The 14344-nt window shown below is 72.5% G+C and carries 12 protein-coding genes; 7 read left to right on the top strand and 5 right to left on the bottom strand.

Annotated elements, in window-relative coordinates; all coding sequences use genetic code 11:
• Positions 1-7 precede the first annotated feature (7 nt).
• The 4 genes from PVK37_RS04860 to PVK37_RS04845 all read left to right on the top strand — a co-directional run bounded on the left by PVK37_RS04860 (position 8) and on the right by PVK37_RS04845 (position 4248).
• Complete coding sequence (locus tag PVK37_RS04860) at positions 8-1012, top strand: ABC transporter permease (protein WP_275032527.1); 1005 nt, start codon at positions 8-10, stop codon at positions 1010-1012.
• Positions 1009-1980, top strand: a complete 972-nt coding sequence (locus PVK37_RS04855) for an ABC transporter permease (protein ID WP_275032526.1) — start codon at positions 1009-1011, stop codon at positions 1978-1980. The genes PVK37_RS04860 and PVK37_RS04855 overlap by 4 nt, the downstream gene beginning before the upstream one ends.
• A 67-nt stretch (positions 1981-2047) precedes the next feature.
• Positions 2048-3148 carry an ABC transporter ATP-binding protein gene (locus PVK37_RS04850; protein ID WP_275034962.1) on the top strand — a complete coding sequence of 367 codons (1101 nt, stop codon included), beginning with the start codon at positions 2048-2050 and terminating at the stop codon, positions 3146-3148.
• A complete protein-coding gene (locus PVK37_RS04845) occupies positions 3145-4248 on the top strand; it encodes an ABC transporter ATP-binding protein (protein WP_275032524.1) in 1104 nt (367 codons plus the stop codon). Before PVK37_RS04850 ends, PVK37_RS04845 begins: the two co-directional genes overlap by 4 nt.
• A 179-nt stretch (positions 4249-4427) precedes the next feature.
• Here the strand turns inward: PVK37_RS04845 and PVK37_RS04840 are convergent, their stop codons facing one another.
• Both PVK37_RS04840 and PVK37_RS04835 read right to left on the bottom strand, forming a co-directional pair.
• The gene (locus PVK37_RS04840) at positions 4428-4808 is read right to left on the bottom strand and encodes a hypothetical protein (RefSeq protein ID WP_423791002.1); all 381 of its coding nucleotides are present in this window, start codon (positions 4806-4808) and stop codon (positions 4428-4430) included.
• The gene (locus PVK37_RS04835) at positions 4784-5449 is read right to left on the bottom strand and encodes an HNH endonuclease family protein (protein WP_275032522.1); all 666 of its coding nucleotides are present in this window, start codon (positions 5447-5449) and stop codon (positions 4784-4786) included. Before PVK37_RS04835 ends, PVK37_RS04840 begins: the two co-directional genes overlap by 25 nt.
• A 100-nt stretch (positions 5450-5549) precedes the next feature.
• Here PVK37_RS04835 and PVK37_RS04830 point away from each other — a divergent pair, with 100 nt between their 5' ends.
• A complete protein-coding gene (locus PVK37_RS04830; protein ID WP_275032521.1) occupies positions 5550-6980 on the top strand; it encodes an MFS transporter in 1431 nt (476 codons plus the stop codon).
• A gap of 111 nt (positions 6981-7091) precedes the next feature.
• Here the strand turns inward: PVK37_RS04830 and leuA are convergent, their stop codons facing one another.
• Together leuA and PVK37_RS04820 are read right to left on the bottom strand one after the other, a co-directional pair.
• On the bottom strand, positions 7092-8783 hold the full coding sequence (leuA, locus tag PVK37_RS04825) for a 2-isopropylmalate synthase (RefSeq protein ID WP_275034961.1): 1692 nt from the start codon (positions 8781-8783) through the stop codon (positions 7092-7094).
• A 496-nt stretch (positions 8784-9279) separates the two neighbouring features.
• Complete coding sequence (locus tag PVK37_RS04820) at positions 9280-10098, bottom strand: hypothetical protein (RefSeq protein WP_275032520.1); 819 nt, start codon at positions 10096-10098, stop codon at positions 9280-9282.
• Positions 10099-10365: 267 nt separating this feature from the next.
• On the opposite strand from PVK37_RS04820, the gene PVK37_RS04815 reads away from it, so the two are divergent.
• Both PVK37_RS04815 and PVK37_RS04810 read left to right on the top strand, forming a co-directional pair.
• Positions 10366-11631 (top strand): aspartate kinase, encoded by a 1266-nt coding sequence (locus tag PVK37_RS04815; protein ID WP_275032519.1) that lies wholly within the window; start codon positions 10366-10368, stop codon positions 11629-11631.
• Positions 11632-11636: 5 nt separating this feature from the next.
• The gene (locus PVK37_RS04810) at positions 11637-12695 is read left to right on the top strand and encodes an aspartate-semialdehyde dehydrogenase (RefSeq protein ID WP_275032518.1); all 1059 of its coding nucleotides are present in this window, start codon (positions 11637-11639) and stop codon (positions 12693-12695) included.
• A gap of 152 nt (positions 12696-12847) precedes the next feature.
• Here PVK37_RS04810 and PVK37_RS04805 read toward each other — a convergent pair whose 3' ends face one another.
• A complete protein-coding gene (locus PVK37_RS04805) occupies positions 12848-14224 on the bottom strand; it encodes a GGDEF domain-containing protein (protein WP_423791054.1) in 1377 nt (458 codons plus the stop codon).
• Positions 14225-14344 lie beyond the last annotated feature (120 nt).

The following is a 14344-nucleotide window of genomic DNA, read 5'->3' as shown; positions in this document are numbered from 1 at the left end:
GCCCGCCGTGTTCCGGTTCATCGTCAGACGCCTACTCCAGCTGATACCCACGCTGTTCGGGCTCTCCATCCTGCTGTTCATCTGGCTACGCCGGCTGCCCGGCGGCCCGGAGACCGCCATCCTCGGGGAGCGGGGCACCCCGGAGATGCGCGCCGCGATCCGCCGCAATCTCGGGCTCGACGAACCGATCCTGGTGCAGTACGGCCGGTTCATCCGCCGAATGGTCCGACTCGACCTGGGTACCTCCATCTCCACCAAGCGTGAGGTCACCACCGAGTTCCTCCAGCGCTTCCCGGGCACCGTCGAGTTGACCGTGACCGCGATGATCATCGCGATCGGCATCGGCATCCCGCTGGGCTATCTGGCCGCCCGCCGCCGGGGCCAGCTTCTCGACCACCTGTCCGTCGGCGGATCGCTGATCGGCATCTGCATCCCGGTCTTCTTCCTGGCGTACGTCCTCAAGGCGATCTTCGCGGAGAACCTCGGCTGGTTCCCGTCCAGCGGCCGGCAGGACCCGACCATAGACGCGACCCGGATCACCAACTTCTTCGTCCTGGACGGGCTGCTCACCCGCGAGTGGGACGCCGCCGCCGACGCGATCTGGCACCTGGTGCTGCCGGGCCTCGCGCTGGCGAGCATCCCGCTGGCCATCATCGTCCGGATCACCCGGGCCAGCGTCCTGGAGGTGCTCGGCGAGGACTTCGTCCGCACCGCCGAGGCCAAGGGGCTGACCGAGAACGTGGTCCGGCGGCGGCACGTGCTGCGCAACGCCATGCTCCCGGTGGCGACCTCGATCGGTCTGCTCGCCGGTGGTCTGCTCTCCGGCGCGGTGCTCACCGAGACGGTGTTCGCCTTCAGCGGCATCGGGGCGTTCGTCGCGGACTCGATCAGCCAGCGTGACTACCCCGTCCTCATGGGCTTCATCCTGATCATCGCGGTGGTGTACGTGCTGGTGAACCTGATCGTCGACCTCTCCTACAGCCTGATCGACCCGAGGGTGAGGGTGCGATGACCATCACCCCGGGCAAGAAGCGCGAGAAGATCGACCGGCTCGCCGAACTCTCCGCCGTCCGCGACGACGAGCGCGGGGTCAGCCTCTGGCAGGAGGCGTTCCGCCGGCTGCGCCGCAACCCCGCCGCGATCGTCGGCGCGGTCATCCTGGCCCTGTTCGTGCTGGTCGCGGTGGTCGGGCCGTTCTTCGTCCCGTACGGGCCGACCGACTCGATCGGCATCCGGGAGGGCGTGGTCAAGTCCGGCCAGGGCATCATCCCGGGCCCCTCCGGCGACCACTGGTTCGGCTACGACCACCAGGGCCGGGACGTGTTCAGCCGGATGGTCGTCGGGGCCCGGCAGACGCTCCTCGTGGGCGTGGTCTCGACCCTGATCGGGCTCGCGGTCGGCGCCCTGATCGGCGGGGTCGCCGGTGCCGCCGCCGGCCTCGGCGGACGGTGGGGCCGCTGGGTGGACAGCACCCTGATGCGCTTCGTCGACATGCTGCTGGCCCTGCCCAGCCTGCTGCTCGCGGTGAGCGTCGCGGCCCTGCTCGGGGCCAGCCTGACCACCGTGATGATCGCGGTCGGCGTGGTCTCCGTACCGGTCTTCGCCCGGTTGCTGCGCGGCTCGATGATCTCCCAGTCGAACAGTGACTACGTGCTGGCCGCGACCTCGCTCGGGGTGAAGCGGTCCCGGATCGCGCTGACCCACGTGGTGCCCAACTCGCTGGCCCCGGTGATCGTCCAGGCCACGCTGACCCTGGCGACCGCGATCATCGAGGCCGCCGCGCTCTCCTTCCTCGGCCTGGGCAACCCGGACTCGACGATCCCCGAGTGGGGCGTGATGCTCGCCGACGCGCAGCCGTACCTGGGTATCCGGCCGGCGCTGGCGATCTACCCGGCGGTCGCCATCATCGTCACCGCGCTCGGCTTCACCCTGCTCGGTGAGGCGATGCGCGAGGCACTCGATCCGAAGCTGCGGAAGTAGGGGACGGCGTGTGTGAAGCGCGAGGAGTGAGCTTGCGAGCCCCGCAGTCGCGAACGGAAGGTCGATGATGGCACTACTCGATGTGGACGACCTCTCCGTCACGTTCGCCCGGCGGGGCCAGCGCACCGTGCACGCCGTGGACGGGGTCTCCTTCTCCGTCGACGCCGGTGAGGTGGTCGGGCTGGTCGGCGAGTCCGGCTGCGGCAAGAGCGTCACCTCGCTGGCGATCATGGGACTGCTGCCGAAGCAGCCCGGCACCCGGGTCGGCGGCCGGGCGGTCTTCGACGGCACCGACCTGCTCCGGCTCGACGACCGGTCCCGGCGCGACATCCGGGGCCGGGACGTGGCGATGATCTTCCAGGATCCGCTCTCCTCGCTGAACCCGGTGATCCCGATCGGCCTCCAGGTGACCGAGGTACTCGCCCGGCACCGGGGCATGAAGGGGGACGCCGCCGCGAAGGAGGCCGCCGAACTGCTCGACCGGGTCGGCATCCCCGACCCGAAACGGCGGCTCAAGGAGTACCCCCACCAGCTCTCCGGCGGGATGCGGCAGCGGGCGCTGATCGCGATGGCGGTCGCCTGCAAACCCCGGCTGCTGATCGCCGACGAGCCCACCACCGCCCTCGACGTGACCATCCAGGCGCAGATCCTGGAGCTGCTCAAGGACCTGGTACGCGACTCCGGCACCGCCCTCGTGATGATCACTCACGACCTGGGCGTGGTGGCCGGCATGTGCGACACCATCAACGTGCTGTACGGCGGCCGGGTGGTGGAGACCGCCCGCCGCCGGCCGCTGTTCGCCCAGCCCCGGCACCCGTACACGGTGGGGCTGCTCGGGTCGGTGCCGCGCCTGGACGCCGGCCGGGGGGAACGGCTCACCCCGATCCCCGGTTCGGTACGCGACCTGCTGCCCTGGCCGGACGGCTGCGCGTTCGCCCCGCGCTGCGCCCGCCGGGTCGACGCCTGCGTGGGGGAGCCGCCCGAGCTGGTGCTCGCCCACGACGGGCGCAGCTACCGCTGCGTCAACCCGGCCCCCGTCCCCGGCGCCGTGCCCGCTCCGGCCGGTGCCGTACCCGGGTCCGTGCCCGCCGGTGACGTATCCGCGCCCACTCCGGCCGGTGGCGCGTCCGCGTCCGTGCCGGCCCCCCGTGAGGAGGACAAGGCGTGACCGACAAGGAGATCCTCGTCGAGGTACGCGACCTGAAGGTGCACTTCCCGATCACCCGGGGGGTGCTCTTCGACCGGGTGGTCGGGCACGTCAAGGCGGTCGACGGCGTCGACCTGGACATCCCGCGCGGCCGGACGTACGGGCTGGTCGGTGAGTCCGGCTGCGGCAAGTCCACGCTCGGCCGCGCCCTGCTCCAGCTCACCCCGCCCACCGGTGGGAAGGTCACCTTCGACGGCATCGACCTGACCCGGATGCCGCCGAACAAGCTGCGCGGCATGCGCCGCCGGATGCAGATGATCTTCCAGGACCCGATGTCCAGCCTCGACCCCCGGCAGAACGTCGAGTCGATCCTCACCGAGGGCCTCCACGCCCACGGTATCGGCGACAGCCGGGACGAACGACGCCGGCTCATCGGCGAGACCCTGGACGCGGTGGGGCTGCCCCGCTGGGCGCTGTCCCGCTACCCGCACGAGTTCTCCGGCGGCCAGCGGCAGCGCATCGGCATCGCCCGCGCGCTGGTGCTCGGGCCCGAGCTGATCGTCGCCGACGAGCCGGTCTCCGCCCTGGACGTGTCCATCCAGGCGCAGGTGGTCAACCTGCTCGACGAACTCCAGGAGAACCTCGGCCTCACCTACCTGGTGATCGCCCACGACCTCGCGGTGGTACGGCACATCTCCGACGTGGTCGGCGTGATGTACCTCGGCGCGCTCGTCGAGGAGGCCCCCAGCGACCGGCTGTACACCGAGCCGCTGCACCCGTACACGAAGGCGCTGATGTCGGCGGTGCCGGTGCCCGATCCGGACGTCGAGGACCGCCGGGAGCGCATCCTGCTCGCCGGAGACCTGCCCTCGCCGGCCAACCCGCCGTCCGGGTGCCGGTTCCACACCCGCTGCCCGTGGGCCCAGCCGACCCGCTGCGCCGACGAGCGGCCGGAGCTGCGCCCGATCGGCCGGAGCCGGGTCGCCTGCCACTGGGCGGAGCAGATCGCCAGCGGGGAACTGCGCCCGCACTCGGTCGACGCGCAGCTGGTCCGGCCCGCCGACGAGGGCGACGACCCCGGCGTCGTCTCCGCCCCGACCGAGCCCGGCTCGTACGTCTGACCGGTCCGCCCGCGACGGCTGGTACGTCTGCGTGGTCGGCGGGGCGACGGCTGGTACGTCTGCGTGGTCGGCGGGGCGACGAAGCTCCGCCGACCGCCGGCCCGCTACCCGGCCCGTCCCGGGCGGTCAGCCCGCCGAAGCGGGGTCGCTCCCGGGCCGCACCGGCCCCGTCCCGGCGGTCAGCCCTCGGGGCGGTTCAGCAGCCCGACGGCGATGGTGTGGACGGCGTCGAGCCCCGACGGGTCCGGCAGCGGTGCCCGGCCGCCGGTCACCGCGTACCACTCGTCGGCGTCCTTGTACTGCACGCGCAACGTGACCTGACCGGCGGCGAACTCGGTGCGCAGGGTCAGCTCCCCGGTCACCACGCCCACCTCGTCGGTCATCACGCCACCGGGACCGGGCACGATGTCGCTGGTCCGGCTCTCCGGGTCGCTCTGCCCACCGGCGGGTGCCGGGTCGGTCCGCTCCCCGCCGGCCGGAGCCGGGTCGGCCGGTCCGCCGGTCTGCTCGTCGGCCGGTGTGGTCGCGGTGCCGTTCACGGCTTGTTCGCCCACGTACACCCCTCCAACATGTCCGCCAGCGCGGCCTTCTCGGCGGTGGTCACCGAGAGCCGCCAGTGGTGCTTGACCGCCACCCAGTTCGTGGCGTACTCACACCAGTACGAGCGGTTCGCCGGCTTCCACTGTGCCGGGTCCTGATCACCCTTTGCCCGGTTCGAGCTGGCGGAAACCGCGATGAGCTGCGGTCGGGTCAGGTCGTTGGCGAAGTCGCCCCGCTTCGCGTCGTCCCACTCGTTCGCCCCGGAACGCCACGCGTTCGCCAGTGGCACCATGTGGTCGATGTCGACGTCGGACGGGTCGGTGAAGCTGCGGTTGTCGTACACGCTCTCCCAGCGGCCGGCGACCACGTTGCAGCCGGAGAGCTTGATGTCGCTGCCGTCCCGCTCCAGGACGGTGTCCCGGACGTCGCAGTTCTTGCCGGTGTCCCGCCAGTGTGGGAACTTGTCCCGGCTGTAGCCGCGCATCGAGCCGGCGCTCGCCACCGTCAAGGTCTCCAACTGCTCGATCGCGTTGCCCCCGCCGGACGGCGGTGGTGCCTCTGTTTCCGCCACCGGTGTGCAACCGGCGGCGAGGGCGAGCACCGCGGCGAGCGCGACCGCCGCGAACGGGCGAGGTCCTGATCTGGTACGTGGAGACGACACCCCTCCAGCTTGCGGGCTTTCCCGCGTTCCGCACGGCAACGCGGCCTGGTTTCGGCGTTTCGTGGCAACTCTCATATCCCGAACGGGAGGATGGGAAGCCGTGACCACATCCACGCCTGCGCTGCGGACCGGCACCACGGCCGGCCGGGGCACGCTGCTCGCCGCGATCCTCGCCTCCGGCATGGTCTTCCTGGACTCGACCGTGGTGAACGTCGCCCTGCCCCGGCTCGGCCAGGATCTCGGCGCGACGGTGGCGGATCTCCAGTGGACGATCAACGGCTACCTGCTGATGCTGGCGGCGTTCGTGCTGCTCGGCGGGGCACTCGGGGACCGGTTCGGCCGACGGCGGGTCTTCCTGATCGGGGTGGTGTGGTTCACCGTCGCCTCGGTGCTCTGCGGACTCGCCCAGGGCACCGGCACGCTGATCGTCGCCCGGGTGCTCCAGGGCGCGGGCGGGGCGCTGCTCACCCCGGGATCCCTCTCGGTGCTCCAGGCCAGCTTCCACCCGGACGACCGGGGCAAGGCCATCGGCACCTGGGCCGGCCTGTCCGGCGTCTCCACGGCGATCGGGCCGTTCGTCGGTGGCTGGCTGATCGACGCGCTGTCCTGGCGGTGGATCTTCTTCATCAACGTCCTCTTCGCCGTCCCGGTGGTGCTGGCCGCGCTGCGCTGGGTGCCGGAGAGCCGGGACGAGAACGCCGCCCGCAGCGGGGGCCGACGCTTCGACATCCTCGGCGCGCTGCTCGGCGCGCTCGGCCTGGCCGGGATCACGTACGCCCTGATCGACGCCCCGGCGCGCGGCCTCGGCTCCCCCGCGGTGCTGGTGTCGGCGCTGGCCGGGGTGCTCGCGGCGGTGGCGTTCGTGCTGGTCGAGCGGCGGCGCGGGGAGTCCGCGATGCTGCCCACCGGGCTGTTCCGCAGCCGGCTCTTCTCGGCGCTGAACGTCTTCACCGTGGTGGTGTACGCGGCCCTCGGCGGGTTCACCTTCTTCCTCGCCGTGTACCTGCAGAACGCGGTCGGCTGGTCGGCGTTGATGACCGGGCTGGCCACCCTGCCGCTGACCGTGCTGCTGCTGGTCGGGTCGTCGCGGGCCGGTGCGCTCGCCGCGCGGATCGGGCCGCGTCTGCCGCTGACCGTCGGGCCGGTGGTCGCCGCCGCCGGGCTGCTCCTGCTGCGCCGGGTCGGCCCGGGTGCCTCCTACTGGGTCGACGTGCTGCCCGGGGTGACCCTGTTCGGGCTGGGGCTGACCCTGGTGGTGGCCCCGCTGACCGCGTCCGTGCTGGCCGCCGTGAACGACCGGTTCGCCGGGGTGGCCAGCGGTTTCAACAACGCCGCCTCCCGGGTGGGTGGGCTGCTGGCGGTGGCCGCGCTGCCGCTGCTGGTCGGGCTCTCCGGCACCGGGTACGAGCAGCCCCGGGAGCTGACCCACGCGTACCGGGGCGCGCTGCTGTGGTGTGCGGGCCTGCTGCTGGCCGGGGCGCTGCTCGCCGCCACGTCGACCGCTCGGGCGCGGGCCGAACAGCAGGGCTGATCACGGCGCGGGCCGAACAGCAGCAGGGCTGAGCACGGCGCGGGCCGAGCAGTCGCGGGGCTGACGGGTCCTCCGCGCCGGAGCGGAGGACCCGTCAGACCCGCGTCTCACTCAGGCGCGGGCGCGGTTGATCGCGCTGGTGACCGCCTTCACCGAGGCGGTGACGATGTTCGCGTCCATGCCGACGCCCCACACGGTCCGGCCGTCGATCTCGCACTCGACGTACGCGGCGGCCTGCGCGTCCCCACCCGAGGAGAGCGCGTGCTCGTGGTAGTCCAGCACCCGTACCGCCACGTTCAGCGACTGGAGCGCGTTGACGTACGCGTCGATCGGGCCGTTGCCGACGGCGGCCAGCGAGCGGCGCTCTCCGCCGACGTCGACCGCCGCCTCGATCTCCACCTTGCCGTCGGCGGTGCCGATGGTGTACCCGGACAGCGCCACGGCCGGCGCGGCCTGGTGGTCGACCAGGTAGTGCCGGGCGAAGATCTCCCACATGGTGGCCGGGTCGACCTCGCCGCCGGCGTGGTCGGTGACCTGCTGGACCACCCCGGAGAACTCGATCTGGAGCCGGCGGGGCAGGTCGAGCTGGTGTTCGCTCTTCATGATGTACGCCACGCCGCCCTTGCCGGACTGCGAGTTGACCCGGATCACCGCCTCGTAGGTGCGGCCCAGGTCCTTCGGGTCGATGGGCAGGTACGGCACCGCCCAGGTGAACTCGTCGACCGGTACGCCGGCCGCCGCCGCGTCGGCGTGCAGCGCGTCGAAGCCCTTCTTGATGGCGTCCTGGTGGGAGCCGGAGAAGGCGGTGTAGACCAGGTCGCCCGCGTACGGGTGGCGCTCGTGCACCGGGAGCTGGTTGCAGTACTCGACGGCCCGCTTGATCTCGTCGATCCGGGAGAAGTCGATCTGCGGGTCGATGCCCTGGGAGAACAGGTTCAGCCCCAGCGTGACCAGGTCGACGTTGCCGGTGCGTTCGCCGTTGCCGAACAGGCAGCCCTCGATCCGGTCCGCGCCGGCCAGCAGGCCCAGCTCGGCGGCGGCCACGCCGGTGCCCCGGTCGTTGTGCGGGTGCAGGCTCAGCACCAGGCTGTCCCGCCGGGGCAGGTTGCGGTGCATCCACTCGATCGAGTCGGCGTACACGTTCGGGGTGGCCATCTCGACGGTGGCCGGCAGGTTGATGATCAGCGGCCGGGTCGGGGTGGGGTCGACCGCCTCGATCACCGCCGCGCAGACCTCCAGCGCGTACTCCAGTTCGGTGCCGGTGTACGACTCGGGGGAGTACTCGTAGTAGATGTCGGTGTCCGGGGTGTGGATCTCGGCGTACTTCTGGCACAGCCGGGCACCCTGGGTGGCGATGTCGGTGATACCGGCCCGGTCCAGCCCGAACACCACCCGACGCTGGAGCGTGGAGGTGGAATTGTAGAAGTGCACGATGGCCCGTTTCGCGCCGCGCAGCGACTCGAAGGTCCGGTCGATCAGGTGTTCCCGGCACTGGGTGAGCACCTGGATGGTCACGTCGTCCGGGATCAGGTCCTGCTCGATCAGCTGCCGGACGAAGTCGTAGTCGGTCTGGCTGGCCGACGGGAAACCGACCTCGATCTCCTTGTAGCCCATCTGGACCAGGAGCTGGAACATCCGGCGCTTGCGCTCCGGGGACATCGGGTCGATCAGGGCCTGGTTGCCGTCGCGCAGGTCGACCGCGCACCAGCGGGGCGCGGCCTCGACGGTCCGGCCCGGCCACCGCCGGTCCGGCAGGTCGATCCGGAACTGCTGCTGGTACGGCTGGTAGCGGTGGTACGGCATGCGGCTGGACTGCTGCCGGGCGATCGGGTCGCCCTCGACTCGGGAATCGGAGTCGGGGCTGGAGACGTCGTTGGTGCCGGTGGACTGGGCCATGGCGGAAAGCTCCTGTTGATCATGTGACGTCAGCGTCGGAAGGTCGGCGACGGTGCCGACGGAAAGGGGCGACCCTGGGTCGACCCCGGCGAAACCGGTGTGCTGGACGGCGCGCGTCAACCCCGCGACGAGGTGCCGGCCGGATGGGCCTCGTCGCGGCAGGGAAGGAGGAGGCTCGCCCGCCACATGATATTGGTGACCCTACGTGATCACGACAGTTCTCCGAAACCATCGCCCGGAGTTTGGGACGTGGCTCACGGTCGCCCAGCTCAGCGCGGTCCGCCGGGCCGGCCCCGGTGGGAACCGGTCCCGGTCAGGATGGCGTCGTCGATCAGGGTGGTGTCGTGGGTCAGGGTGGTGTCGTGGGTCAGGGTGGTGTCGTGGGTCAGGGTGGTGTCGTGGGTCAGGGTGTGGTCGTCGGGTCGGTGGCTGGCTCCTCCGGGGTGGGCGGAACTGCCGTACCCAGCGGCTCGCCCTCGGTGACCGGGCCGGCGAGCTGCACGGTAGCCGGTGCGGGACCGGGCGGGGCGGCCAGCCGCAGCGTGCCCAGGGCCGTCCGGACGGCGGTCGGCGTGCCGTCGGCGTCGTAGCAGTAGATCCCGACGTCGAGCGGCGGGTTCAGCGACGCCGAGGTGGACTCGACCGAGTAGCAGGTGCCGGTCGCCTCGGGCAGCGGGCGGCTGACCGAGACCGCGAGCGGGGCCTGCCGGTCGGTGAGCACGTCCAGCCAGTCGGTGAAGGGATGCTGCACCCGGGGGTCGAGCCGGCGGGGGATCGTGTCGTCCGGGTCGCCGAGGCGTACGCAGGCGGCCGGTTCGGGGCGGGTCGCCGAGGGCAGGGCGCACTGGAACAGCCCCTCGGCGGTGGCGGCCAGCGAGATGTCCACCGTCCCGCCGAGCGCCCAGCCCGGCACGTCCACCCGCCAGGTGCCGTCGTTGGCGCTGGTCACGGTGATGGTGCGGGACGCCTCGCCGTCGACGGCGAGGGTGTAGCTGGCGGTCAGGTGGCGGTCCTGGGCCGCTGCGGCGAGCGCGGCGAGTTCGTCCCGGGCACCGTCCGCCTCGGCCGGGGTCCCGCTGGCCGGCTCCGGCGGGTCGGGCGGTGTCCCGTCGGCGGCGCAGCCGGCCAGCGGCGAGCCGGTCGCGAGCAGGAGCGGGACGGTCAGCGCGAGCAGGCCGGTCGGCCGGCGGCGCGTGGCACGGAGGTGGACACCGGTAGGCACCCGCCCATTCTCCGCACCACGGCCGGCTCCGGGAGCCCGGGTGGCCGCCACCGGCCCGGCGTGTCGCCGCTGCCGGCGGGTACGGCCGGGGCGGCGGACGGCGCTGGACACCGGGTGTGGTCCGGGCCGCTCCCGGGCCGGATGGTGGGATCACCTGACCCGCCGGACAGAGCCGCCCGATACCCTGGGGTGGTCTGACCCGCGCCGCCGGCCACTGGACCCGGCGGCGTCGGCACGCTCAGGGCTGCTGGGAGGGAGTGCGCCGTCGTGGCACTCGTGGTGCAGAAGTACGGCGGGTCCTCCGTCGCCAACGCGGAGCGGATCAAGCGGGTGGCGGAACGGATCGTCGCCGCCCGCAAGGCCGGCGACGACGTGGTCGTCGTGGTCTCCGCGATGGGGGACACCACCGATGAGCTGCTGGACCTGGCGAACCAGGTCAGCCCGCTGCCGCCGGGCCGTGAGCTGGACATGCTGCTCACCGCCGGGGAGCGGATCTCCATGGCGCTGCTCGCCATGGCCATCCACAACCTGGGGTACGAAGCCCGTTCGTTCACCGGCTCGCAGGCCGGCGTGATCACCACGTCGGTGCACGGCCGGGCCCGGATCATCGACGTCACGCCGGGCCGGCTGAAGGGCGCGCTGGACGAGGGCGCGGTGGTGATCGTCGCCGGCTTCCAGGGCGTCTCGCAGGACACCAAGGACGTCACCACGCTCGGCCGGGGTGGGTCGGACACCACCGCCGTGGCGCTCGCGGCGGCGTTGCACGCCGACGTGTGCGAGATCTACACCGACGTGGACGGCGTGTTCACCGCCGACCCGCGGATCGTCCCCAACGCCCGGCACATCAAGCAGATCACCTACGAGGAGATGCTCGAGCTGGCGGCCTGCGGGGCGAAGGTGCTCCACCTGCGGAGCGTGGAGTACGCCCGCCGGGCGGGGTTGCCGATCCATGTCCGTTCGTCATACTCGACCAACACCGGCACGATGGTCACCGGATCGATGGAGGACCTTCCTGTGGAGCAAGCGCTGATCACCGGGGTCGCCCACGACCGCAGCGAAGCCAAGATCACGATCGTCGGGGTGCCGGACGAGCCCGGCGCGGCCGGCCGGATCTTCGACACGGTCGCCGGCGCCGAGATCAACATCGACATGATCGTGCAGAACGTCTCCACCGAGGGCACCGGGCGGACGGACATCTCCTTCACCCTGCCCAAGGCGGACGGCCCCACCGCGATGGCCGCGCTCAGCAAGATCCAGGAGCCGGTCAAGTTCAAGGGCCTGCTCTACGACGACCACGTGGGCAAGGTGTCGCTGATCGGTGCCGGCATGCGGTCGCACCCCGGGGTGGCCGCCGGCTTCTTCGCCGCCCTCGGCGCGGCCGGGGTCAACATCGAAATGATCTCCACCTCCGAGATCCGGGTCTCCGTGGTCTGCCGGGACACCGACCTCGACGCGGCGGTCCGCGCCATCCACGACGCCTTCGAACTCGGTGGTGAGGAAGAGGCCGTGGTCTACGCGGGAACCGGGCGGTAGCGCACATGTCGCTGCCCACCCTTGCCGTGGTCGGGGCGACCGGTGCCGTCGGCACCGTGATGTGCGAACTGCTCTCCGCCCGGAAGAACGTCTGGGGCGAGATCCGGCTGATCGCCTCGGCACGCTCGGTGGGGCGGCGGGTGCGCTGCCGGGGTGAGGAGCTGGTCGTCCAGGCCCTGACCCCGGAGGCGTTCGACGGGGTCGACGTGGCCATGTTCGACGTACCGGACGAGGTCTCCGCCGAGTGGGCGCCGGTCGCGGTGGCCCGGGGCGCGGTCGCGGTGGACAACTCCGGTGCCTTCCGGATGGACCGGGACGTCCCGCTGGTGGTCCCGGAGATCAACCCGGAGCAGGTCCGCAACCGGCCCAAGGGGATCATCGCCAACGCCAACTGCACCACCCTCGCGATGATCGTCGCCATCGCGCCGCTGCACCGCGAGTACGGCCTGCGCGAGCTGGTGCTCGCCTCCTACCAGGCGGTCTCCGGGGCCGGGCAGGCCGGCGTGGACGCCCTGCACGACCAACTCGGCAAGATCGCCGGGGACCGGGCGCTCGGCTCCCGCCCCGGCAACGTACGGCAGGCGGTCGGGGACGACCTGGGGCCGTTCCCCGCGCCGCTGGCCCTCAACGTCGTCCCCTGGGCCGGCTCGCTCGCCGACGGCGGCTGGTCGTCCGAGGAGATGAAGCTGCGCAACGAGTCGCGCAAGATCCTCGGGCTGCCCGACCTGAAGGTCTCCGCCACCTGCGTACGGGTGCCGGTGGTGACCGGCCACTCGGTGGCCGTACACGCGGTCTTCGCCGCCGAGGTGGACGCCGAGGGGGCCCGCGAGGCGCTGCGCAACGCCCCCGGGGTGATCCTGGTCGACGACCCGGCCTCGGGCGAGTTCCCGATGCCGATCGACGCGGTCGGCACCGACCCGTCCTGGGTCGGCCGGATCCGCCGTGCCCTCGACGACCCGCGCGCCCTGGACCTCTTCGTCACCGGCGACAACCTCCGCAAGGGCGCCGCCCTGAACACCGCCCAGATCGCCGAGCTGGTCGCCGCCGAGTTCCGCGCCCGCTAGCCGCCGAGTTCCGCGCCCGCTAGAGGGGACCGACGCGTTCCCGCTGACGGGCCGGCGGCTTTCCACGCGCGCTGGTGGAACCGGCGGCAGCGAAGGCCGGGTCAGGAGGCGGTCAGGTAGCGGAGGCGGTCAGCCGGCAGCGGGGAGGACGGTCAGGCGGGGGCGAGTTGGACGCCGTCGCGGCCCCGCCGCTTCACCGCGTACAGGGCCTGGTCGGCGCGGCGCAGCGTCGACTCGGGGGCTTCACCCGGCCGGGGCAGGGCCACTCCCACGCTGATCGTCCGTCCGGTGTCCCGGGCCGCCTGGGCGAGCCGCTCGGCGATCCGGACCGCCTCCTCCGGACGGCTCACCTCGATCACCGCCACGAACTCGTCCCCACCGACCCGGTACAGCTCGTCGCCGTGCCGCAGCGCCGCCTCCAGCGCCCGCGCCAGCCCCACCAGCACCTGGTCGCCGGCCTGGTGGCCGTACGTGTCGTTGACGCTCTTGAAGCCGTCCACGTCGATCGCCAGCAGGGCGGTCCGTCCCGGGGTGGCACGGGCGATCCGCCGGCCGAACGGCCCGGTGTGCCGCAGCCCGGTGAGCGGATCGGAGCTGGCCTGCTCCCGCAACCGGGCGAGGGTGCGCAGCCGGTCCAGGCAGGTCCACGCCTGCCCGGCGAGCAACTCGATCAGGTTGACCGTGGTCGGGTCCGGCTGGAGCAGCCGCTCGTCGGCGACCAGGAGCACACCGCCGGTCTCCGGTGGCCCGACCGGCACGGTGATCAGGGTGCGTACCCCGGCCCGGGCCAGCGGCTGGTGGTCCTCGGTCGGCGGGTGCCCCGCCTCGCCGAGGGTGTACCCGGCACCGTACCGGCGGGTGCGGCTCATCAGCCGGCCGAGCGGGCCGGCACCGGCCTCGACCAGCTCGGCCCGGATCCGGGCCTCCAACTCGCCCGGGGTACGCGGTGGGGCGCCGAGCCGGGGGCCGTCCGGACCGGGCAGGACCAGCACGGCGGCGGAGAGCCCGGAGACGTCCCGGGCCGCGCAGATCGCCGCGGTGAGCAGATCCCATTCGGTGGCGGCCGAACTGAACGCGGCGGCGTGCCGGAGCATCTTCTCGCTGCGGGTCTCGGCCGGCGGTCCGCCCAGCGCCATGATCCGCGCGCCGAGCCGGCCGGCGATCCGCTCCGCGGTCTCCCGCCACGGCCCGAGATCCACCGGCTCGGACCACTGGAGGTCGAGCACCCCGAGGGGCCGGCCGGCCGGGTCGACCACCGGTACGCAGATCTCGGCGGTCACGTCCGGCCGGACCGGCAGGTAGTCCGGGTCGTCGTCGACCCGGGCCACGGTCGCGCCGGTACCGGAGGCGTAGACCCGGCCGACGATCCCCGCCTTCGGCGGTACGGTCGCATACACCTGCCAGGAGCCGGTGGCCGCCACACACCGCAGCCGGTCGTGCACCTGGAGCAGGACGGAGATCGTCGCCGGGGCGTACCGGGACAGCGTGGCGACCGTCCACTGGCAGGCTTCGACGGCGGTCGACGCCATCGGCAGGCGTACCGTCACGTCACGGATGACTCGGTCCAGGTTCACGCAGGCGTCGTTCCAGGTCGGGGCGGGTCCGGCGGCCCCGGACCTCGCGATCAAGCGTACTCACCGGGTGACGGT

The organism is Micromonospora cathayae, assembly GCF_028993575.1.
Lineage (GTDB): Bacteria > Actinomycetota > Actinomycetes > Mycobacteriales > Micromonosporaceae > Micromonospora > Micromonospora cathayae.
Note: the sequence above shows the minus strand (reverse complement) of the source record. Positions and strands in the feature narration are given on the sequence as shown.